Raw genomic sequence first — 21,038 nt, forward strand, 5'->3', positions numbered from 1 at the left:
AGGAGCGCGAAATGTACCCCGCCGGCCGGCCGTTTTCAACCGCCGCCTTCCCCGCTAAGCATTTGTTCAGTAAGAGCTTAGCGGCACCCCCCGACCCGCGATTTCCCCCTTGCGCGACGCGCCGGCGCCCCTCCGGCCGCTTGCCCGCTCTCGCGAGCCTAACGCATCAGCGTCCAGCGCAGCTTGAGGATCGGCTTGTCCCCCGTGATCCGGTTCACCGAGGCCAGCAGTTCGCGCTCCATCATCGTCAGCTCCGACATCCACGCGTGACTGCGCACGGCGACGAAGAGCGTCCCGTCGTCGGTGATCGAGAGCGCCTGCGTGGCACCGGCGATCTCGGGTCCCACGAGCGTCGGCCATTGCTCCAGCACGGCCGACTGCTTGATGCGCGCGTCCATGCCTGTGCGCTTGAGGAACTGCGACAGGAGGTCGGCCAGCCGTTCGGGGGAGTCGGGACCGTTAGGCATCGAGGACGCCGTCGACGATGTGGTGACGCGGGAGCGCGGTGAACTCCGCCGGCACGTCGTCGCCCCGCGGGACGACCAGGACCATCTGGCCCGGCGGGCCGTCGCCGAGCACCTGCAGGATACGCCGGGCGCGGTCGACATCCAACTCGGCAAACGGGTCGTCGAGGAGGACGATCGGGGTGCGCCCCGCCAGCGTGTGCAGCGTCTCGCGCTCCAGGAGCCGCAAGGCGATCGCCGCCGTGCGCTGCTGCCCGGCCGAGCCGAAGGTGCGGAGCGCCCGCCCGCCCAGCTTGAGGGAGAGGTCGTCGCGATGCGGGCCGCTGTGCGTGAGCGTGCGCCGCAGGTCCTGCCCGCGATCGCGCTCGAGCGCCGCCGCCAGCTGCAGACGCACGCTCGCCTCGTCCTCGTCCGCCCCCGCGTCGATGGCGAGCGTCGTGTGGTAGTCGAGCGTCACCCGCTGGCGCTCGCCGATCGCGGCGCAGAGCGCCTCGAGCCTGGGGGCCGCCCAGCGGCTCCAGCGCACGCGCTCGCACCAGAGCGTCGCCCCGGCCTCGGCCAGCGCCGGCTCCCAGACCGAGGCGCGCTGCGCCCCGTCGCCGCGCTTCACCGCCTCCCGCAGCGACGCGTTGCGCCTGACGAGTGCCGCCCGATAGCGCTGCAGGGCGGTCAGGTAGCGGCGCGACGTGGTCGCCAGGGTGATGTCGAGGAAGCGGCGGCGCTCGGTCGGGGCGCCGGCCACGAGCTCCACGTCGCGGGGCGAGAACATCACCGACGGGACCGCGCCGAAGGCGTCGGCCAGTCGACTGCACTCGGCGCCGTCGAGCACGACCTTCTTGCGCTTGCCCACCCGGGCAAAGCCCACGCGCATCGCGTCGACCCCGGCCCCCGCGATCGTCGCCGCCAGGTGAAAGGCCTCGGCGCCGAAGCGCACCAGCTCCACGTCGCGCGCGCCGCGCACCGAGCGCAGTGTGTGCAGGTAGTGTATCGCCTCCAGCAGGTTCGTCTTGCCGTGCCCGTTAGGACCGACGACGACCATCCCCGCCGCCGGGACCTCGACCTCGACGCGCTGCAGGTTGCGGAAGTCGCGGACGGAGAGCGCGACGAGCGCGACGCTCACCGGCGCGTGAGTCACCGGCCGGTGAACGTCGCGGCGCGCTTCTCGAGGAAGGCGGCCATCCCCTCGGCCATGTCCGCCGTCCCCGAGAGGATGGCGAAGTGGTTGGCCTCGAGGTTGAGGCCGTCGGCCTGCGTCGCGTTGTAGCCGCGATCGACCGCCTCGATGCAGAGCGCGAGCGCGAGCGGGGCGTTGGCCAGGATCTGCCGCATCATCTGCTCCGCGGTCGCCATCAGCTCCCCGGCGGGGACGACCTTGTTCACCAACCCGATGCGGAGCGCTTCGGCCGCGTCGATCATCTCTCCCGTCAGGAGCAACTGCAGCGCGCGCCCTCGACCGACCAGGCGCGGGAGACGCTGCGTTCCACCGTACCCGGGCGTGATCCCGAGCTTGACCTCGGGCTGGCCGAACTTTGCGCTCTCCGATGCGAGACGGATGTGGCAGGCCATGGCCAGCTCGCATCCGCCGCCGAGGGCGAAGCCGTTGATGGCGGCGATGACCGGCTTGGGCGAGCGCTCGTACTTGTCGAAGACCGCCTGTCCGTATGCCGCGCGTGCCTTCCCCTCCATCGGCGACTGGCGCCGCAGCTCCGCGATGTCGGCGCCGGCGACGAAGGCCCGTGCCGCACCGGTGAGAATCACGCCGCCGATATCGTCGCGCGAGCGCACCTCGTCGATGGCCCGTTCGAGCTCGGCGATCGTCGCGTCGTTGAGCGCATTGAGCTTGTCGGGACGGTTGACGGTGAGGACGGCGACCCGGTCGGAGACGACGAGCGTGAGGTTTTCGTAGGACATGGGACGGACGACGGTGAGGTCGGTGGGGGGCGCGTGACGCCGATGCACTCGGCGCACTGCGCACGTGGGGCTCGCGTGACGCGCGGGGAAGCCGGCATGGCCCCGGGCTCCTGACGGACGGGCGGAATCTACCGCCGCCCGCGCGCTCCCGCTCCGGGGGGCGGGGGGGTAGCTTAGCTCGCCATGCAGATCATTGAAGCGGTGCGCTGGTCGCCCTCGGGCGACGCGGTGCGCATCATCGACCAGCGACTGCTCCCCGCGGAGTACGTCGAGCGCGATCTCCGCGCGGAAGACGAAGTGTGTGACGCGATCCGGACCCTGGCCGTGCGCGGAGCGCCGGCGATCGGGATCTGCGGCGCCATGGGGCTCGTGACGACGATCGCGCCGCACGTGGGCGAGGGCGAGGTGGCCTTTCGGGAGCGGCTGCGCACCGTGGCCTGGCGCATCCGCGAGGCGCGCCCAACGGCGGTCAACCTGGCGTGGGGCATTGACCGAATGCTGCGCCGCGCCGCCGCGGTCAGCGGGAGCAACGCCGAGCTGCTCGAGGCGCTTCGCGAGGAAGCGACGGTGATTCTCGCCGAGGACCGGGCGATGTGCGAAGCGATCGGCGCACATGGCGTGACGCTCCTGGCCGAGGGGGCCCGCGTCCTCACGCACTGCAACGCCGGCGCGCTCGCGACGGGCGGCATCGGCACGGCTCTCGCGCCGGTGTATCACGCCGCCCGCGCCGGCCGGAGGGTCGCCGTCTATGCCGACGAGACGCGCCCGCTGTTGCAGGGAAGCCGGTTGACCGCGTGGGAGCTGTCGCGCGCCGGGATCCCGGTGACGGTTATCGCCGACAACATGGCAGCGTCGTTGATGGCGATGGGGGCGATCGACGTGGTCATCGTTGGCGCGGATCGCATCGCGGCCAACGGCGACGTGGCCAACAAGATCGGGACGTACGGCGTGGCGGTGCTCGCGCACCATCATGGCATTCCGTTCTATGTCGCGGCGCCGTCGTCGACGATCGATCCGGCGACGCCGACGGGGCGCGAGATCGTGATCGAGCAGCGCGCGCGCGAGGAAGTGATCCGCGGATTCGGGCCGGAGACGGCACCGGTCGGCGTCTCGGTGTGCAACCCCGCGTTCGACGTGACGCCGGCGGCGCTCGTGACCGGGATCGTGACGGACCGTGGGATTGTCCGCGGGCCGTATGCCTTCGGGGCGGAGTGGGCGTCGGGTGGAGGGGCCTCCGTATAGGGGAGCGGGGGGCCCCCCCATGAGACACGGTGCCTTGTGTCTCGTGATGGTGCGTCATCGTTTCCTTCGCCCTTGCATCGTTTTCGCGGCACCACCGCGCGCAGCGTTCACACATCAGGCGCGCCAGCAGTCGCACTCGCCAATCGCGCTCGAACCGGCACTCGCCACCTTTACGTCCTGACGCCATGCGCCACGTCCTCGCCATCGACCAAGGCACGACCGGCTCCACCTGCCTCGTCGTCCGCGCGGACGGTTCGATCGCCGGGCGCGCGTACCGCGAGATCACGCAGTACTACCCGCAGCCGGGGTGGGTCGAGCACGACGCCGAGGAGATCTTCGAGCGCACGCGTGACGCCGCACGCGAGGCGATTGCCCGCGCCGGCGTCACCCCCGACGCAATCGGCATCACCAACCAGCGCGAAACGATCGTTGTCTGGAGCCGCGCCACCGGTCGCCCGGTGTCCCGCGCGATCGTGTGGCAGGATCGGCGCACCTCCGAGCGCTGCGCCGAACTCGCCCCGCGCGCCGAGGAGATCACTCGCCGCACCGGACTCGTCGTCGATCCGTACTTCTCCGCGACCAAGCTGGAGTGGCTGCTCCGCGATCCGGCGCTCGCCGAGCGCGCCCGCTCGGGCGAGCTGGTGGCCGGCACCATCGACAGCTGGCTGATCTGGCAGCTGACCGGCGGCACGGTGCACGCGACCGACGCCAGCAACGCCTCGCGCACCATGCTGTACGACATCGACGCCGCCCAGTGGAGCGAGGAACTCTGCGCCCTCTTCGGCGTCCCGCGCTCCATGCTCCCCGACGTGCGCCATTCGGCTGGCGCCTTCGGCGTCACCCAACGCGAGCAGCTCGGCCACGAGATCCCGATCTGTGGGGTCGCCGGCGACCAGCAGGCCGCCCTGTACGGCCAAGGATGCTGGCAGCCGGGGGAAGGGAAGAACACCTATGGGACCGGCGCCTTCCTCCTGTTCAATGCAGGGGCAACCCGCCCCAAGGGGGGCGGTGGACTGCTCACGACCGTCGCCTGCGACGCGTCGGGAAATCCGGTGTACGCACTCGAGGCGGCGATCTTCATTGCGGGAGCCGCCGTCCAATGGCTTCGCGATGGGCTGCAGATCCTCGAGCGCGCGGCCGACAGCGAGGCGATGGCTGCGTCGCTGACCTCCAACGACGGGGTGTATTTCGTCCCCGCGCTCGTGGGACTCGGGGCGCCGCACTGGGCGCCGGACGCGCGCGGCACGATCGTGGGCCTGACCCGTGGAACCAGCCGCGCGCACCTCGTGCGCGCCGCGCTGGAGTCGATGGCGTACGCGACCGCCGACGTCGTCTCCACCGTGCGCGAGCAGGGGGTCGCCCTCGACCGACTGCGCGTCGATGGAGGGGCGACCGCCAATGACTGGTTGATGCAGTTCCAGTCCGACGTCCTGCAGGTCACGGTGGAGCGTCCGGCGATGATCGAGACGACCGCGTTAGGTGCGGCCGGGCTCGCTGGCATCGCCTCCGGCGTGTGGCAGTCCCCCGGCGAGTTCCTCGCGTCGCGTGGCTTCACCCGGTTCGAGCCGCAACGGCCCGCGTCCGATGTGGCGCGCGACTACGAAGGGTGGCGGCGCGCGGTGCGGGCGACGCTCGCCTGGGCGGCCGATCGCCCCTAGCGACGCCCAGCGCGACCGCGCACGAGATGCGGCTGGCGCGGGAGTGGCAACCGACGCCATCATTACACGGTCTCGGGAATCATCGCGCCATCCGCCCTTCGCCACACTCCATGACCGCCGACGACGACGATGTCCCGCGCGAACAGCGGAAGAACGTCCTGCTGCGAATCCTGATCAACGACATGCTCGAGCAGGTGCGCGAGCTCAACCGCAATGCCGGACCCTGGCCCAGCGAGGAGCGGGCGAAGGCCGAGGCGGAGCTCGATCGGATCATGATGCAGGTGCGTCAGGAAGCGGTTCGTCGCGGAGAGAAGTAGCGGCGTGACCGATCGCGTGTCCTTCCGCGTCCGGTGCTCGGGCGCGGAATGCCTGCCGCGTCCATGTCCGGCGCGCCCGCTGTCCATCCCGGCGTTGCTCGCCTCGTTCGGCACGGGCGACTCGATCCCCCTGCGCTTCCCATGGCGATCGTAGGATTGTTCGCGAGCTGGGGGGCGGCGCTCTTTGCGGCCTGGGCGTTCGTCGGAGGGCTCGCGGGCACCACGCCGGGACATCCCGCGCGACGCTCGGCCGAACGTGCGCTGGTGGCGGCGGCGATCGCGGCTGCCGTGGCGACCGCCGCCCTCGTCCAGTTGCTGCTGGCGGGCGATGTCACCATCAGCTACGTCGCACGCAGTATCGCGACCAATCTCCCCAACGGCTACCGCGTCGCCGCGCTGTGGAACCTGCCGGCGGGGGCCGTCCTTCCCACGGCGACGCTGGCCGCCCTTGCCGGGGGGCTGGCCACCGCGCACGCGCGCTCCTCGCTCGGCGTGGCCGCCGTCGGTGCCATCGTGATGGCGCTGATGGCGGCGTCGCTCGCCGCCATGCCGTTCGACACCCTGCCGTGGACGCCGACGGAGGGGCTGGGGCTCTCGCCGACGCTGCAACACCCGATGTCGGTCGCGGGACGGGTGGCGCTGTCGTGTGCGGTTGCGGCGGCGACGGCGTTGGTCGCACTGGCTGCCGATCACTTGTCTGAACCCGCGGGTTCCGCGGTGGCGTCGTCGAGCGAGCGCGTTCCGGGGGACCGTTCGCTCGACGCGGCGCCGATGATGGCCGGCATGACGATGGTGCTGGTCGCGCTCGTCATGTGGGCGGTGGCGCGCGGCGGATACGCGACGGGGGGCGCCCCCTCGCCCGCGCCCCCGACGGCTTGGGGAGGGGCGCTCGTGCCGGCGCTGGTGAGCGTGGCCTTCGCGGCGGTCGCGGCGCGAACCGGAGGGACGGCATTCTTCGCCTCCGCCCTCGGCGCGCTCGGCCTGCTGAGCGCGGTGTTGCTTGGCCGAGACGTGCCGCGCGCGGGCGGGTGGGCGATGGATGCGTTCGCCCTCACCTCACTCGTGGCCGCGGCATCCGGTGCCGCGGTCGCCGTGCGTTGCGCGCGTGGGCGCGGGGCGCGCCTACTCGCCCTCCTGTCGATCGTCCTCCTGGCGGTTGGAAGCGCGGCGACGCGCGGGATCGCGGGCGCGGCGCCGTCGTGGGCGGCAGGTGCGGCGACCTGGTCCCTCGTCGGGGGGCTCGCCGCGGCCGTTGCGGCTGACGGTATGGCGTCCCCCTACGCTCGCTGGCTCCTCCCCGTGTTCGCGGTGGCGGGCGCCGCGCTCGGTGCCACGCTCTGGTCACCCGATCCCCTTGCGATGGGGTGGTGCACCGTCGCCGGGCTCGCGCTTGGCGCTGCCGTGTCGGCGCTCGTCCCGCGCGCGACCCTGCGTGCCCCGCTGACGACGGTGGCCCGACCGCTCGCGATCGCCCTCGCCGCGTTGGCCGCCGCCGGCGAATCGCGATCGGCGACGACCGTGGTCACGCTGACCGGCGGTGGACGCACGACGGTCGCGATGCACTTCGGCCCGCCGCTCGTGCTCTCGCACCAGGGGATCTCGCGCTACGAGATCGGCAACGCACACGTCGCCGCGCTGGCGCTCGAGCCGTCACGTGGCGGCTCTCCCATGGCGATCGTCACCACCGACCGACGCGAGTACGTCGACGGACGGGATGAGATCCTTGGCCCGCCCACCACGCGTCCGGTCATCGTGGCGTTTGCCCTCGAGGAGCTCCGTATCGCGGTCGACGACGTGAGGCCCGATGAAGGGGCGCGGTTGCGGCTGACGGTGGCGCCGCTGGCCCTGGCGTGGCCGCTCGCCCTCGTCGTCCTGGCGCTGGCCGCGCTCCTCGGCCTCCGTCCGCGCTCGGCATACGCTAGACTTCCCGCCTCCACGCACACCGTCACGGCATGACCTCGCTCGTCATCGGCATCGTTCTCCTCGTTGGCGGAATCGCCTTCGCCGCCTATCCGTTCCTCCGGCCGTCCACGAAGGAAGAGGACCCCGGCGTTCCCGACACCGGGGCGGGGCGCGCACGTCCCGCACCGGTCGCGGCGTCGCTCGATCCCGTTGCGGCGGAGTTGGAGGAGCTCGAGCTCGATCGCGCGATGGGGAAGCTCTCCGACAGCGACTACCAGCGCATCCGCTCCACCCTCGAGTCACGGCTGCGCGGAATGCCTGCGGCTTCGGCTCCGCGGCGAGCGACCCCGCCTGCGCCTGGCGCGGTGCAGGCGACGTCGCCGGCGGCACCGACGGCCGTTCCCCCTGTCTCCGTGGCCGCCGCCGTCCCCGCCGATCTCGCCGACGAGGCGGAGCGACTGATTGCGGCCGAGCGAGCGCAGGTGGTGCAGTGCGGGACGTGCGGACCGCGGCCTGAGCCCGCCGCGCGGTTCTGTTCCACGTGCGGGCGCGCGATCGGCGGGTGTCCCAGCTGCGGCAAGGCGATCCGGCAGTCCGGCGCCCGCTTCTGCGACCAGTGCGGGACGGCGCTGGTCCGCTAGCGCCACGCCCCGCCCTGGCCGCCTAACGCTCCAGTGCTTCGAGTCGCCGCTGTGCCATCCGCAGCGGCACGAAGGTGGCCAACAGGCAGAGCAGCGCCGCCAACCCGAAGCCGATGATCATCTCCGTCGGATCGACCGACTCGGCGGCACCGTACAGCCGTGAGCTCAGGTAGCCATACACCGGGCGCGCCTCGAGGAAGATCACCCCGCCGATGACCATCACCGCGGTCATCATGAACATCAGCCCACCGAACGAGGTCGGGATCTGGGCGGCGTTCTCGGTCTCGAAGCGCGGGTAGAGCGTCCCGAAGCCGACGGCCAGCCCGGCGATGGCGAAGGTCATCAGGGTGATCGTGCCGACCGACACGGCGAACATGAAGGGGCTGACTTGCAGCAGGTAGTTGGTCACCGCGACGATCGAGAGCGCGAGCGCCAGCAGTGGCACGGTCCCGACCCAGAACTTCGACCACAGCAGCTCGCGCATCGAGAGGGGGCTCGAACGCAGCAGCCACCACGAGCGTCCCTCGAGGCTCACCCCCGGAAAGAGGAAGCGCGCCGCGATCGACGCCAGCACGAAGCCCGCGAGCCCCAGGTTGAGGAACGGAATCAGGTTCACGATGAAGAAGGTGATCCCGTCGCCGGTGAGCGGGAGGAACTTGATGTTGACGACGTAGACCACCACCAGCACCGCCAGCAGGATGAGCTGTGACCACTGCGTGGTGTCGCGAAAGAAGACGCGGATCTCCTTGAGAATCAGCTCGCGCCGCAGCGTCCCCCACGGGGAGAGCAGGCGCGCGAGGATGCTGGGCTTGCCCGTGCTGCGCACCGTCTGCTGCGCACTCTCCTGCGCCTTGGTGAAGCCGATCGGGTACAGCGCGCGATGCAGCAACGCTCCCATCACGACGAACGCCGCCGCCGTCGACCAGAGGAGGTAGAGCGGGAGCAGGTCGAAGTCGCCGGTGAGCCATCCCATCAACGTGCGCTGCAGCCATTCGCTCGGCAGGGCAGGCGACGTGGGGCCGCGCAGCACCGAGATGAACTCCACCAGGGAGCGGAACCCCTCGGGCTTCGCGAGCTTCTCGGGGCGCATGAGGCGAAAGAGCACCACGACGCCGGCGCCGGCGATGACGGTGATGACCGACAGGATGTCGCGCGTGCGCCTGGCGGGGAAGATGTTCACCAGGAGCAACGTGATCGCGCTCCCGATCACCGACGGCAGCACGAGGAACGGAATGAAGGCGGCGATCGCCACGAACGGGAAGAGCACGCCGCCGTCATAGGCGAAGCCATACGCGCTCAACATCGGGATAGCCAGCAGCACCACCATCCAGCTGGAATGCAGCGTCGTCTCGAAGAGCTTGGCGCCGTAGAGCGTGAGCCAATCGACCGGGGCCGAGACCAGCAGGTCGAGGTCGCGCGCGAGGAAGAAGCTCGACAGCGCGGTGATGATGTTCGAGAGCAGCAGGATGGAGACAAACGACAGGAGGAGGATGCCGAGCAGCTTGCCGGCGAGCAGCGCCCCGATCTCCTCGACGCCCTTGAAGTAGACCAGCACCCGGTACAGCGCCCCGAAGGCGAAGGCCCAGAAGCCCAGCCCGATGACGCCGAGCAGCGCGTACCGCGCCCCGCGTCCCTGTTCGGCGGTTGCCGATCGGGCCCGGGCGGTCTGCCACTTGGGGGACAGGAGGTGCCAGAGCGAGGCCCCCCGCGCGGGCGCCGGCACGCGCAGCCCACCCGCGGGCGTGTAGCGTGCGGCATCGAGCGGGACGCTGGCGTGCGCCCCGGACAGGCGCCGGTGCCGCTCCACCAGGCCGGGGTCGGGGCCGGCGGGGAGCGGGGCCAGTGGGTCGTTAGGCATCGAGGACCTCCATGAGCCCGCGCGCCGCGTTCTCGCCCGTCAGCCGCAGGAAGATCTCCTCCAGCCCCTCGTCGCCGCGGGCCGCGTCACGCCGCAGCTCCTCCATCGTCCCGCAGGCGCGGATCGTCCCCTTCTGGATGATCCCGATGCGGTCGCACATCGTCTGCGCCACCTCGAGGGTGTGCGTCGACATCATGATCGTGTGCCCGCGCCGCGTGTACTCGCGGAACAGGTCCTTGAGGATCTTCGCCGCCTTGGGGTCGAGCCCCACCATCGGCTCGTCGACCACGATGACGTCGGGACGGTGCACGAAGGCGCTGGAGATGATCAGCTTCTGCCGCATCCCGTGCGAGTACGACTCCACCAGTTCGTCGCGCCAGTCCTCCAGGTCGAAGAGCGCCAGCAGTTCGCGCGCGCGGTGCTCGACCGCGGCACCGTCCTCGCGATAGAGCCCGGCGACGAAGCGCAGGAACTCCATCCCGGTGAGCTTCTCGTAGATGAACGGGCGGTCGGGGATGAAGCCCAGCTTGGCCTTCGCCGCCATCGGATTGGCGTTGAGGTCCAACCCGGCGATGCGCACCATGCCCGCGGTGGGGCGCAGGATCCCGGCGATCATCCGCAACGTGGTCGTCTTGCCGGCGCCGTTCGGCCCCAGGAAGCCGAACAGCTCTCCTTTCGGGACGAAGAGGTCGATGGCGTCGACGGCGGTGAAGGCGCCGTACTTCTTGGTGAGCCCGGTGAGTTCGATCATCGAGGGGTGGCGCCAGTCGTGGGGAGGCGGCGTGGGAGAGCACCGTGAGGTCGAGACGGCCGATCACGCGGGCGAGCTCGGTTTGCGCGGCGAGTCCACCGGTGAGCAGGCGGAGGTGCGACGCGTCGGTAGGGAACTGCCCCAGCGTCGGGTCGACTCCAACCCAGCGCTGCAGCATCACCTCGGCCCACGCGTGATAGTAGAACTTGCCGTCGATCGCGACGACGCCGCTGATGGTGCGTGCCGGGATCCCCACGGCGCGGGCGAGGGCGACGAAGAGCTGCGCGTGTTCGTTGCAGTCGCCGGCCCGCGAGCGGAGCGTGGCCACCGCACTCGGCAGTGTGACCGACGGTTCCTTCGCGAGAGAGTCGTGCACCCACGTCATGAGCCGCTGCGTGACCGCGTCGGCCATGGCGTCGCGTCCCTTGAGGCGCTTCGCCAGCGCCACGATCGCGGGATGCTCCACCTCCAGCAGCGGCTCGGCGCGCAACTCGCGCGCGAACCGCGCGCGAGTGGCAGCGCTCGGCGGGAGGGGGAACGACGGGCGCAGCGTCAGCGGCGAATCGCGCAGGATCGTGACCGTGTCGCCGCGCACCGTCTGGGAGCCACCGTGTACCGGAAGGCGCGCGAGGTCGACTCCGCGCACGCGAAGCTGCAACGTGTCGAGCAGCGGCACGTTGGCCAGGACGCCCGCCGAGATGGCGGTGACGCTCCAGAGGTCCTCCGTGGGCTCGGTGCGGCGCGCGCGCAGCGGGCTGGCGGTGCGCCAGTTCTCGAACGCGACTTCGTAGGCGGTGCGGCGCATCGAGATCCCCGCGGGCGCCTGCATCGTGATCATCCGCCCGATCTCGTCGATCCACGTGTCGAAGCTCCCGCCGTCGCTGGCGGTGACGCGGAACCCGCGCACCGTGTCGGCGTGCGCCCCGAGCCAGCGTCGCGAGTTGGGGTCGAAGGCGGCGCTGTCCACGAGGACGAAGAGCGACTCGGCACGAATCGAGACCGGCATCGCCCGCGCCGACATCGTCGTCGGGTCGAACGTCTCGATGGTGTAGGTGTTCCCCACCTCGGGGGGCTCGCCTAACGCCACGGCGAGCGGGACGAGCGTGGGGAGGAGGAGGGGCCCCGTCAGCCGCACCCGGTTGGTGTCACCGGGCACGCCGGGCGCCTGCACCACGTACTCGAGGATGGAGTCGCCCACGGTGCGCCCGGTGGCGCGCACCGCCTGTGCGTCGCTCCCGAAGGTCAGCGTGAAGTCGCGCAGCGCGAGCCCGCGCGACAGGCGCACGACCGACTGCGCCGTCGTGCGCTGCATCGTCCCGCCCACGGCCAGGTCGGCGACGAGATAGTCCGTCACCTGCAACCCGCCGGGGATCGTGTCGATCGTGTTGGAGGCGAAGCCGACGTGCGCCCCGGCGCGCTCCACGGCGAAGTAGGTCGCCCCCGGCGCGACGCGGGCGGCGATCTCGGCCAGCTTCTCCCGCGGCGAGCGTGACATCTCGCGCTGTGCGAAGGCCGCGATCCCGGCCCCCCACGCCGCCAGGATCCCGATCGCCATCAGGCCGCGTGCGTTCATCCCTCCCTCCACAGTCGAGTCACGACGTTGCGAAACGCCTCGGCCTCGAGGTCGTTCTCCACCACGATCACGACGTGCGCCGGACGCGGGCGCGTGTCGGCGTGCGCCTTGAGCACCGCCACCATGGTCTGCGCGGCGTCGTCGACGTCGAGGTTGCCGGCCCCCAGCCCAAACGGCGCGATGGCCAGGCGGTCTATCGCGAAGTCGTGCGCGCGCTGCAGTACGCTCGTCGTGGCCCGGCGCACCCCGTCGCGCGTCACGCGCTCGGTCTCGGTCGAGACGACGGCGTGGATCATCAGGTCGGCCTGCACCGCCCCCGCGGCGGTGACCACGGCCGCGCCCACCTCAAGCGGTTGTTGCACGTGCAGCTGACGGAGCAAGCCCTCGCCCGCCGCCTGCTCGAGCCGACGGATCACCGGCGTCACGGCGCGCAACTCGGCATTCACCGGGCGGGCGACGGCGTCGGCGGCCACGAAGGCCAGGTCATCGATGGTGACGGCGATCTGCATGAGGGGGATGACCGCGCTACGAGAGCAGCGCCATCGACGTCTCGTCGTTGATCCAGTTGACGTACTTCTCCAGTCCCCACTGCACTTCCAGCGCGAGCAGCTCGGGCACCTTGTACGGATGCAACTCGGCAAAGGCCTTCTCGATCGCGTGCAGCACGGCCGAGCGGGTCTTCATCAGGATCACCGTCTCCGACTCATCGGCGATCTTCCCCTCCCAGCGGTACAGCGAGCGCGAGCCGGGGAGGAGTGTCCCGCAGGCGATCAGCCGGCGCTCGAGCAGGGCGCGCACGAGCGCGGCCCCCTCATCGGCGGAGGCCACGGTGGTGAGCACGACGACGGCGTCGGTGTGCGGCATGGAGTCGGGTGATCCGGGACACGGGAAACCGGGGCGCAGACGCCCCCGGTAGGGACAGCGGAGAGCTAGCGGAAGTCACGCGAACTCCGCCAGTTGGCCGATCGTTGCCCTCTGGGCTCGACCGGCTTGCTGCCATCCCAGTCTTCGGCATATTTTCGGGACCTATGGCCCCCACCAACGAAGCGCTCGTCGTTCGCGGAGCGCGTGAGCACAATCTCCAGAACGTCGACGTCACGATCCCCCGCAACAAGCTCACGGTCATCACCGGGCTGTCGGGGTCGGGCAAGTCGTCACTCGCCTTCGACACCATCTACGCCGAGGGGCAGCGTCGATACGTCGAATCGCTCTCGGCGTACGCGCGGCAGTTCCTGGGGCTCATGGAGAAGCCCGACGTCGACACGATCGAAGGGTTGTCGCCGGCCATCTCCATCGAGCAGAAGACGGCGGGGCACAACCCGCGCTCGACGGTTGGTACGGTCACGGAGATCTACGACTACCTGCGACTGCTGTATGCCCGCGCCGGCACCCCACACTGTCCCAACTGCGGACGCCCCGTGCAGCGTCAGTCGGCAGGACAGATCACCGATGCCATCCTCGCGTGGCCCGACGGGACGCGCCTCGAGATCCTCGCGCCGCTCGTGCGGGGGAGAAAGGGGGAGTTTCGCGAACTGTTCGAGGCGGCGCGCAAGCAGGGCTTCATCAGGGCCATCGTCGACGGCGAACTCGTCGAGCTGGCCAGCCCCCCCAAGCTCAACCGGCGCCAGAACCACGACGTCTCCATCGTCGTCGATCGCCTCGTGGTGCGCGCCGACGATCGCGGGCGCCTGACCGACTCTGTCGAGACGGCGCTCAAGCTCGCCGAAGGACTGGTCGAGGTGGTGAAGCACGCCAAGGAGAAGACCACCGAGCTCTTCTCCGAGCGGTACGGCTGCCCCAACTGCGGCATCTCGATGCCGGAGATGGAACCGCGCCACTTCTCGTTCAACTCGCCGTTCGGCGCCTGCCAGTCGTGCGGGGGGCTGGGCACGCGGCGCGAGGTGAGCGAGGACCTCATCCTCGGCGATCCGTCGCTCACCATACTCGAAGGGGTGATCCTCCCGTGGGGTGAGCCCGACGGCTACCTGCGCCGCGTGATCCTCCCGGGTCTTGCCAAGTCGATCGGCTTCGAGTTGAGCACTCCCTGGGCCAAGCTCCCCGAGAAGGTGAAGCGCGTGCTCCTGCACGGGAGCGTTGGAGCGAAGGTCACGGACGAGGGTGAGGACGAGCCGAAGAAGAAGCGCGCCACCGCCAAGTCGGCCGCCAAGAAGTCTCCCGTCTCCCGTCTCCCGTCTCCCGTCTCCTGGGAAGGGATCGTCGCCAACATCTCGCGCCGCTACCAGGAGACCGACTCGGACACCATTCGCCAGGAGCTGGACGGCTTCATGGTGATTCGTCCGTGTGCTGCGTGCCGCGGTCGCCGCCTCAAGCCGGAGTCGCTCGCCGTCACCGTGCACCAGCGCAACATCGGCGACGTCGTCGAGATGTCGATCGGTGAGTCACGCCGCTTCTTCGATGACATTCCGGTCAAGCACAACGGCAAGGCCGGGCTCGACGCCGAGATCGCCGGCCCGATCCTCAAGGAGGTGCGTGAACGGCTGCGCTTCCTCGACGACGTCGGGCTCGACTATCTCACGTTAGGGCGCTCGGCGGAATCGCTCTCGGGCGGTGAGGCGCAGCGCATTCGCCTCGCGACGCAGATCGGCTCGCGCCTCGTGGGCGTGCTGTACATCCTCGACGAGCCGTCCATCGGGCTGCACCAGCGCGACAACGCGCGACTGCTCGGGACGCTCAAGCAGCTCCGCGACCTGGGGAACACCGTCATCGTCGTCGAGCACGACGAGGACACCATTCGCGAGGCCGACTACGTCATCGACCTCGGCCCTGGGGCGGGGAAGCACGGCGGCAAGGTCGTGGCCTGTGGTTCGGTCGACGACATCATGAAGGTTCCGGGGTCGATGACCGGGCGCTACCTCAAGGACGAGGTGCGCATCGAGGTCCCCAAGCAGCGTCGCCCCGCCGATCCGGCACGAACCATTCGGGTCGTCGGCGCGCGCGAGCACAACCTGCGCGACCTCAGCGTCGACTTCCCGTTAGGCACCTTCATCACCGTCACCGGCGTCTCGGGGTCGGGCAAGTCGACGCTGGTGGAGGACATCCTGCACCGCTCGCTGGCGCGTCACTTCTATCGGGCGCGCGTCATCCCCGGCGAGCACACGCGCATCACCGGGCTCGAGCACATCGACAAGGTCATCGACATCGACCAGTCGCCCATCGGCCGCACGCCGCGCTCCAACCCCGCCACGTACACGGGAGTCTTCACCCCCGTGCGCGAGCTCTTCGCCGAAATGCCCGAGGCCAAGATCCGCGGCTACGGGCCGGGGCGCTTCTCGTTCAACGTGAAGGGGGGGCGCTGCGAGGCGTGCCAGGGCGACGGGCTCGTGAAGATCGAGATGCACTTCCTCCCCGATGTCTACGTCCCGTGCGACGTGTGCAAGGGGAAGCGCTACAACCGCGAGACGCTCGAAGTCCGGTTCCGCGGGCTCAACGTCGCCGAGATCCTCGACCTCACCGTCGAGGACTCGCTGGCTTTCTTCGAGAACCAGCCGCGCATCCACCAGAAGCTCGTCACGCTCAACGACGTCGGCTTGGGCTATATCCATTTAGGGCAGAGCGCCACCACCCTCTCCGGCGGTGAGGCGCAACGCGTGAAGCTCGCCACCGAACTCTCCAAGCGCGACACCGGGCGTACGCTCTACATCCTCGACGAACCCACCACCGGACTGCACTTCGAGGACGTGCGCATGCTGCTCGAGGTGCTCCACCGGCTCGTCGACCGTGGCAATACGGTGCTCGTCATCGAGCACAACCTCGACGTCATCAAGACGGCGGATTGGATCGTCGACCTTGGGCCCGAAGGAGGGAACAAGGGGGGAAGGATCGTGGCCACCGGGACGCCCGAGCAGGTCGTGAAGGTCAAGGAGAGCTATACGGGGCAGTTCCTCAGGACGGTCCTGAAGGGGCGTTAGGCGCCGGGCGCGCCGTCGACGGCCGCACGACGGTCAGTGTCGCGTCCCGCAGGTCATCCGGCGGCGACGGCGCATCGAGCAGTGGCTGTGGCACGTCGAGCAGGTATCGCTGGAAGAAGGCGAGCAGGTACCGGGACATGACCCGCTCGATGATCGCGCCGTCCGTCGTGCCGAGGAGGGCCAGGTTGGGGCGTGCGATCCAGCGGAAGAACGGCATGGCGATCGCCAGGTCGGCGAAGCTCCCGTGCGTCGTCCCGCGCACCTCGACGTGCAGCAGGTCGGCCGAGGAACCGAAAAACACCGGGAACTGACCGTTCCCCTCCCGCGACATGAACAGGAAGGGGACCTGCAGCGGATGGTCCAGGATCTGGCCGAACTGCCAGCCGTCGATGTTCACCCCCGCCTTGCAGCGCCGGTCGCGGATGCAGGTGACCCCTGCCGTCGAACCGCCGAACGACATTCCCGCCACGCCGAGTCGTTCGAGATCGAGTCGTCCAGCGAAGCGATCGCGCGTCCCGACCGTCTCCCGGTCGGTCCCCGCATCGATGGCCGTTAGGCGGTCGATGAGGAAGCGCGTGTCGTCATACCAGACGTCGGTGCTCGACATGACGTACACGCCGACCTGCGCGAAGTACTCCTCCATGTGACGCCAGGTCGCGCGGGTGCTGTCCGGATCCGCGACCGAATCGAGCTTCGCGGAGAGGCGCGCGACCTCCTGCTGAGCCTCCCCCGACGGCATCGGCTTTCGCGTCCGGCTGTTGTCGAGCACTACATGCCCGTCGGGGAAGGTCAGGCGCGACGCATCGTACAGGTGCCCGAGGCTCACCACGACGAATCCGTGGCTCGCGAGCTCCTCCATCTGCACGACGTTCTGCCACGGCGTGGAGTTGAAGCCGTGCGAGTAGATGATCACGGGCCAGCGCGCTTTGGCACGCGCCATCGGCGCCTCGGGCGATGCATGGGCGGGGACGAGCGCGAGGTGCGAGAAGACGAAGGCCGGGAGACCGATCGCGGCCTCCGCATCGGTGTCACTCGGCCAGAACGGGGCGCGCGGCGCCCCCGCCTCGACCTCCGCCGGATACCAGACATTCGCGAGGAGTTCGCGCCGTCTCTCAGGCTTTGGAGCAAACGGGTCGACGCGCGCGCTATCGAGGAAGGCCAGGCGCGTCGTCCCCACGCCGAACGGACCGGACGGCGGCGGATACTCGAAGATCGGGAAGCCGGCGGCGACGACCGCGCTGAGGCCAACGATGAGCAGCGCGCCCAGCACGCCAACGACGCCTCCCAGCGTTCGCCGCGATCGGCGTGGCGCGGCCTCCGGCACGCGCCGTACGGCGAGCAGTGAGAGGAGCAGGGCGAGCGCGTATGCCGGATACAGCGGCCACCGCGCCCCCTCCACGATGGCGTGCACCACAAAGAGCGCGAGCGCGAACCATGGCAACGGGCGCGTCCAGCGTGGGCGGGTCGCCGCCGGCGCGAAGCGCGTGAGGGCGGCGCAGGCAAGGACAGCGGGAGCCGCGATCTCGAGGGGACGCATGTGAGGGCAGTGCGCGTTAGGTAGCGGCGACCGCCGCGATCGGGATGTCGTGCTTGCGGCCAAAGGTGACCCATTCGTCGACACGCCGCTCCCGGACCTTCGCGGCGATGAGCGATGCGTCAGCGTGGGCGATCCCGAGCCCGCCCACGAGTCGCGCCAGGAAGTGCGCCTCGAGTGCCGCGATCGCGACCACGCCGTCGCTCGCCGGATACAGCGCATAGCCTGGCGAGCCGCCACCGAGGACTCCTCCCGGACGGGTGAGGCCATGGTCGCGCGGAGCGGCGAGCGCCCTCGCCGCGTCGACGAGGGCCACTTCGCGCCACCCGCCGACACCGCTGCGCGAGCGCCCGACGAGGAGCGCGAGCGCGGCAGCCGCGGCGTCGATGCCGGCGGCGACGTCGGAGAAGAGGGTGACCGGCAGCGCCTGCGGCGACACGAGCCCCGCTTCTGCCTGGTACGTGAGATCGTGCCCTGGTAAGTCGCTGTCCGGCGACGGATGCCCGACAATCGAGACGGTACAGAGCCTCGGGTGCCGCGCGCGCACGGTCGCGCGCTCGAGCCCAAGTCGCGCGAGCGCCGACGGGCGCGACGAGACGATGAGGATGTCCGCCTGCTCGAGCAGCGCGTCGAGTTCCGCCCGCCCCGCCACCGACTTGAGGTCGATCGTCACGACGCGCTGCCCCGCAGAAAGCTCCTCGTACCAGACCGGGGCCGCCCCGGCGAGGAAGTCGCCGGCGGGCGGTTCGACCTTGGTGACCTCGGCCCCCAGCGCCGCGAGTCTCGCAGCTGCAACCGGTCCGGGGACGTTGATCGCGAGGCTCACCACCCGCGTCCCACGCAGTGGATCGTCGCCTGCCGCCGTCGCATCAGCCGGGTTGCGCATGGCGAGGAACTTCGCCCTGGAACGCCCTCGGGAACAGAGCCCCCCAGACGACCGGCTGGCGATGCCCATGCCCGCACGAGAGATTGCTCCCGACCGATCCTGCGCGGGCGCGTCCGCGCGATCGCTCGCCACGTCCTCGGCCCCCCTCCATGGTTTCCCTGCTCGATATCATCGGTCCCGTCATGGTGGGCCCCAGCTCGAGCCACACCGCTGGCGCCTGCCGCCTCGGGATGCTCGCACGTGGCCTCGTCGGCGGGACCCCCGAAAAGGCGCTCATCGAATTGCACGGTTCCTTCGCCCGCACGGGTGAGGGACACGGGACCGACAAGGCGATCGCCGGCGGATTGATGGGCTTCCGCCCCGACGACGAGCGCCTGCGCGACGCGCTCGACATCATGGAACGCGAGGGGCTGGCCTACACCTTCGAGAAGACGAAGCTCGGCGAGGAGGGGGAGACGCACCCCAACACCGTCCGCATCACCCTCGAGCGCGGGGACCGCAGGGCCGAGATGATCGGCTCATCGTTAGGCGCGGGACGCATCCTCGTCTCGCAGATCGACGGCTTCCCGGTCGAGGTGCACGGGACCTACCACACCATCGCGCTGGTGGCCGAGGACATCAAGGGATCGATCGCCCGCATTGCCGGCCTGCTCGCCGACGATGGCGTCAACATCGCCACCTTGCGCCTGACGAGAAAGGAACGGGGCGGCGACGCCTTCATGGTGATCGAAGTCGACGAGGAGCCGGGCCCCGAGGTGCGCGACCACATCCGCACGCTCCCCTGGGTCAAGTGGGCCTACCGCCTGGACAAGGTCGGCGCCTGATGCCCGCTCGCGTCGTCTCGACCGTTCACGGCGCGGGGCTCCGGCGTGCCGGGTGCCCGTTCCGCTCGCCTCTTCCCATCTCCTGATGTACAAGGCTCTCGCTGACGCCATCCGTGACGCCGAATCGCAGGGGACGACGCTCGCCGCCGTCGCCCTCGCCGCCGAGTCGCGCGACCAGGGACGTCCCGTGTCCGAGATTCGACAGGCACTCGCCCGCGCCCTCGCCGTCATGCGCGGCGCGGTGACGCAGGGACTCACCGGCGACCTGCGCTCCGCGTCGGGGCTGGTAGGCGGCGATGCGGCAAAGCTTCGGGAAGGGCCGCCAGGGCCGCTCGCCGGCACCCCCTTTCGCGACATCCTGGCGCGCGCCCTCGCCGTGCAGGAAGTGAACGCGGCGATGGGGGTCATTGTCGCCGCGCCCACCGCGGGCGGCGCCGGTGTGCTCCCGGCGGTCCTCCTGGGGCTCGCCGACGCCAAGGGGCTCGGCGACGAGCTCCTCATCGACGCCCTCGCCACGGCGGGGCTCATCGGGGCGATTGTCGCGGAGCGCGCCTCGCTGTCCGGCGCCGAAGGGGGCTGCCAGGCCGAGACGGGTGCCGCGGCCGGGATGGCCGCTGGCGCCGCCACCGAGATGCTCGGCGGCTCGCCCAGCCAGGCGGGACATGCCGTCGCCCTCGCGCAGCAGGGGACGCTGGGGCTCGTCTGTGACCCGTTAGGCGGGCTCGTCGAGCTGCCGTGCGTCTTCCGCAATGCCACCGGCGCCGCGATCGCCCTCGCCGCCATCGAGATGGCGATGGCTGGGATCACCTTCGCCATTCCCGCCGATGAAGTGATCGACACGATGGGGGAGATCGGTCGCAGCATGGACGTGCGCTATCGCGAAACGGCCGGCGGCGGGCTCGCGGCCACGCCGACCGGGCGTCGGCTGGCACGCGAACGGCTGGTGCAGATCAAGCGCAGCGACGCCTAGGGTTCACGCGACGCACCGTTCGTCGTTGGCCGCGCGCTCGGCGGTGTTCCGCCGACTCGATGGCCTGTATCTTGGTCGGGCGGCGAGGGCGCGCCGCGGCGGTTTCGACGGGCGGGAAACCCGCGGGGGGCACTCCCCGTAGGTGCAAGAGGCCATTCTACGCAGGGACCACTATGGTAACGAAAGAAGACCTCGAGTCCTTCCTGGACCGCCTCTCCTCAGAGGGTGCCAGCTACTTCGAAGCAGGCGAGAACACCTGGATCGTGCAGCCCGGTGGTGCGCTCAACCTCGACGTGGTGGTGCACTACAGCCCCCCCGTCATCGTGTTGCGCATGAAGGTGATGAACGTCCCCGAGAAGAACGGGAAGGGGGCGCAACTCAACCGGCGCCTCCTCGAGTTGAACGCCACGGACCTCGTGCACGGATCGTACGGCATCAGCGACGGCTCGATCGTCCTGACCGAAGCGCTCGAGGTGTCGCACCTGGACTTCGAGGAGTTCCTGGCCTCCTACGAAAGCATGACCCTGGCCCTCGCGACGCACCTGCGCGAGCTCACGTCGTACCGCGAGGACGCATAG

General features: G+C 70.3%; 18 protein-coding genes and 1 pseudogene. 9 read left to right on the plus strand and 10 right to left on the minus strand.

Going from position 1 to position 21,038, the window contains the following annotated elements; translation table 11 throughout:
* Nucleotides 1-158 precede the first annotated feature (158 nt).
* Genes IPN47_05965 through IPN47_05975 form a run of 3 tightly spaced genes read right to left on the minus strand, consistent with a single transcriptional unit; the run spans nt 159 to nt 2,375 of the window.
* Entirely contained in the window at nt 159-467 is a 309-nt protein-coding gene (locus tag IPN47_05965; GenBank protein MBK9407589.1) for a DUF721 domain-containing protein, read from the minus strand.
* Nucleotides 460-1,599: a DNA replication and repair protein RecF gene (recF, locus tag IPN47_05970; protein ID MBK9407590.1), complete on the minus strand. Its 1,140-nt coding sequence runs from the start codon at nt 1,597-1,599 to the stop codon at nt 460-462. The genes IPN47_05965 and recF overlap by 8 nt, the downstream gene beginning before the upstream one ends.
* Nucleotides 1,596-2,375, minus strand: a complete 780-nt coding sequence (locus IPN47_05975) for an enoyl-CoA hydratase/isomerase family protein (protein ID MBK9407591.1) — start codon at nt 2,373-2,375, stop codon at nt 1,596-1,598. The genes recF and IPN47_05975 overlap by 4 nt, the downstream gene beginning before the upstream one ends.
* A gap of 183 nt (nt 2,376-2,558) precedes the next feature.
* Here IPN47_05975 and mtnA point away from each other — a divergent pair, with 183 nt between their 5' ends.
* The 5 genes from mtnA to IPN47_06000 all read left to right on the plus strand — a co-directional run bounded on the left by mtnA (nt 2,559) and on the right by IPN47_06000 (nt 8,135).
* Nucleotides 2,559-3,617 carry an S-methyl-5-thioribose-1-phosphate isomerase gene (mtnA, locus tag IPN47_05980; protein MBK9407592.1) on the plus strand — a complete coding sequence of 353 codons (1,059 nt, stop codon included), beginning with the start codon at nt 2,559-2,561 and terminating at the stop codon, nt 3,615-3,617.
* Between the two features lie 185 nt (nt 3,618-3,802).
* Nucleotides 3,803-5,275 (plus strand): glycerol kinase GlpK, encoded by a 1,473-nt coding sequence (gene glpK / locus IPN47_05985; GenBank protein ID MBK9407593.1) that lies wholly within the window; start codon nt 3,803-3,805, stop codon nt 5,273-5,275.
* Nucleotides 5,276-5,385: 110 nt separating this feature from the next.
* Nucleotides 5,386-5,592 (plus strand): hypothetical protein, encoded by a 207-nt coding sequence (locus IPN47_05990; GenBank protein ID MBK9407594.1) that lies wholly within the window; start codon nt 5,386-5,388, stop codon nt 5,590-5,592.
* 141 nt (nt 5,593-5,733) lie between these two features.
* Nucleotides 5,734-7,548 carry a hypothetical protein gene (locus IPN47_05995; GenBank protein ID MBK9407595.1) on the plus strand — a complete coding sequence of 605 codons (1,815 nt, stop codon included), beginning with the start codon at nt 5,734-5,736 and terminating at the stop codon, nt 7,546-7,548.
* Nucleotides 7,545-8,135 carry a zinc ribbon domain-containing protein gene (locus IPN47_06000; GenBank protein MBK9407596.1) on the plus strand — a complete coding sequence of 197 codons (591 nt, stop codon included), beginning with the start codon at nt 7,545-7,547 and terminating at the stop codon, nt 8,133-8,135. Before IPN47_05995 ends, IPN47_06000 begins: the two co-directional genes overlap by 4 nt.
* Before the next feature lie 22 nt (nt 8,136-8,157).
* Here the strand turns inward: IPN47_06000 and IPN47_06005 are convergent, their stop codons facing one another.
* From IPN47_06005 to IPN47_06025, 5 genes and pseudogenes are all read right to left on the minus strand, one after another.
* Nucleotides 8,158-9,993: a hypothetical protein gene (locus IPN47_06005; protein ID MBK9407597.1), complete on the minus strand. Its 1,836-nt coding sequence runs from the start codon at nt 9,991-9,993 to the stop codon at nt 8,158-8,160.
* Nucleotides 9,986-10,744, minus strand: coding sequence for an ABC transporter ATP-binding protein (locus IPN47_06010; protein ID MBK9407598.1), 759 nt, complete (start codon nt 10,742-10,744; stop codon nt 9,986-9,988). The genes IPN47_06005 and IPN47_06010 overlap by 8 nt, the downstream gene beginning before the upstream one ends.
* Before the next feature lie 148 nt (nt 10,745-10,892).
* Nucleotides 10,893-12,317 (minus strand): annotated as a pseudogene (locus tag IPN47_06015) (transglutaminase domain-containing protein).
* A complete protein-coding gene (locus IPN47_06020; protein MBK9407599.1) occupies nt 12,314-12,826 on the minus strand; it encodes a macro domain-containing protein in 513 nt (170 codons plus the stop codon). The pseudogene IPN47_06015 and the gene IPN47_06020 overlap by 4 nt, the downstream one beginning before the upstream one ends.
* A 16-nt stretch (nt 12,827-12,842) precedes the next feature.
* On the minus strand, nt 12,843-13,181 hold the full coding sequence (locus IPN47_06025) for a divalent-cation tolerance protein CutA (protein MBK9407600.1): 339 nt from the start codon (nt 13,179-13,181) through the stop codon (nt 12,843-12,845).
* A gap of 164 nt (nt 13,182-13,345) precedes the next feature.
* Between IPN47_06025 and uvrA the strand changes: the two genes are divergently transcribed.
* The gene (gene uvrA, locus IPN47_06030; protein ID MBK9407601.1) at nt 13,346-16,246 is read left to right on the plus strand and encodes an excinuclease ABC subunit UvrA; all 2,901 of its coding nucleotides are present in this window, start codon (nt 13,346-13,348) and stop codon (nt 16,244-16,246) included.
* On the opposite strand, the gene IPN47_06035 is transcribed toward uvrA, so the two are convergent.
* Nucleotides 16,221-17,783 (minus strand): hypothetical protein, encoded by a 1,563-nt coding sequence (locus IPN47_06035; protein ID MBK9407602.1) that lies wholly within the window; start codon nt 17,781-17,783, stop codon nt 16,221-16,223. The two genes, uvrA and IPN47_06035, sit on opposite strands and share 26 nt — an antisense overlap.
* Before the next feature lie 16 nt (nt 17,784-17,799).
* Nucleotides 17,800-18,666, minus strand: a complete 867-nt coding sequence (locus IPN47_06040) for a CoA transferase (protein ID MBK9407603.1) — start codon at nt 18,664-18,666, stop codon at nt 17,800-17,802.
* Nucleotides 18,667-18,815: 149 nt separating this feature from the next.
* Here IPN47_06040 and sdaAB point away from each other — a divergent pair, with 149 nt between their 5' ends.
* The 3 genes from sdaAB (at nt 18,816) to IPN47_06055 (ending at nt 21,038) form a co-directional block, all read left to right on the plus strand.
* Complete coding sequence (sdaAB, locus tag IPN47_06045; GenBank protein MBK9407604.1) at nt 18,816-19,490, plus strand: L-serine ammonia-lyase, iron-sulfur-dependent, subunit beta; 675 nt, start codon at nt 18,816-18,818, stop codon at nt 19,488-19,490.
* Between the two features lie 85 nt (nt 19,491-19,575).
* Entirely contained in the window at nt 19,576-20,460 is an 885-nt protein-coding gene (gene sdaAA / locus IPN47_06050) for an L-serine ammonia-lyase, iron-sulfur-dependent, subunit alpha (protein ID MBK9407605.1), read from the plus strand.
* A gap of 173 nt (nt 20,461-20,633) precedes the next feature.
* Nucleotides 20,634-21,038: a hypothetical protein gene (locus IPN47_06055; GenBank protein ID MBK9407606.1), complete on the plus strand. Its 405-nt coding sequence runs from the start codon at nt 20,634-20,636 to the stop codon at nt 21,036-21,038.

It is taken from the genome of Gemmatimonadota bacterium, assembly GCA_016719105.1.
In the GTDB taxonomy this organism is placed as follows: Bacteria; Gemmatimonadota; Gemmatimonadetes; order Gemmatimonadales; family Gemmatimonadaceae; genus SCN-70-22.

Bases quoted from the DNA above. Each gene is read 5' to 3' on its own strand.
- IPN47_05965 (MBK9407589.1), bottom strand. From the start codon at position 467: ATGCCTAACGGTCCCGACTCCCCCGAACGGCTGGCCGACCTCCTGTCG.
- IPN47_05975 (MBK9407591.1), bottom strand. From the start codon at position 2,375: ATGTCCTACGAAAACCTCACGCTCGTCGTCTCCGACCGGGTCGCCGTC.
- mtnA (MBK9407592.1), top strand. From the start codon at position 2,559: ATGCAGATCATTGAAGCGGTGCGCTGGTCGCCCTCGGGCGACGCGGTG.
- glpK (MBK9407593.1), top strand. From the start codon at position 3,803: ATGCGCCACGTCCTCGCCATCGACCAAGGCACGACCGGCTCCACCTGC.
- IPN47_05990 (MBK9407594.1), top strand. From the start codon at position 5,386: ATGACCGCCGACGACGACGATGTCCCGCGCGAACAGCGGAAGAACGTC.
- IPN47_05995 (MBK9407595.1), top strand. From the start codon at position 5,734: ATGGCGATCGTAGGATTGTTCGCGAGCTGGGGGGCGGCGCTCTTTGCG.
- IPN47_06000 (MBK9407596.1), top strand. From the start codon at position 7,545: ATGACCTCGCTCGTCATCGGCATCGTTCTCCTCGTTGGCGGAATCGCC.
- IPN47_06005 (MBK9407597.1), bottom strand. From the start codon at position 9,993: ATGCCTAACGACCCACTGGCCCCGCTCCCCGCCGGCCCCGACCCCGGC.
- IPN47_06010 (MBK9407598.1), bottom strand. From the start codon at position 10,744: ATGATCGAACTCACCGGGCTCACCAAGAAGTACGGCGCCTTCACCGCC.
- IPN47_06020 (MBK9407599.1), bottom strand. From the start codon at position 12,826: ATGCAGATCGCCGTCACCATCGATGACCTGGCCTTCGTGGCCGCCGAC.
- IPN47_06025 (MBK9407600.1), bottom strand. From the start codon at position 13,181: ATGCCGCACACCGACGCCGTCGTCGTGCTCACCACCGTGGCCTCCGCC.
- uvrA (MBK9407601.1), top strand. From the start codon at position 13,346: ATGGCCCCCACCAACGAAGCGCTCGTCGTTCGCGGAGCGCGTGAGCAC.
- IPN47_06035 (MBK9407602.1), bottom strand. From the start codon at position 17,783: ATGCGTCCCCTCGAGATCGCGGCTCCCGCTGTCCTTGCCTGCGCCGCC.
- IPN47_06040 (MBK9407603.1), bottom strand. From the start codon at position 18,666: ATGCGCAACCCGGCTGATGCGACGGCGGCAGGCGACGATCCACTGCGT.
- sdaAB (MBK9407604.1), top strand. From the start codon at position 18,816: ATGGTTTCCCTGCTCGATATCATCGGTCCCGTCATGGTGGGCCCCAGC.
- sdaAA (MBK9407605.1), top strand. From the start codon at position 19,576: ATGTACAAGGCTCTCGCTGACGCCATCCGTGACGCCGAATCGCAGGGG.
- IPN47_06055 (MBK9407606.1), top strand. From the start codon at position 20,634: ATGGTAACGAAAGAAGACCTCGAGTCCTTCCTGGACCGCCTCTCCTCA.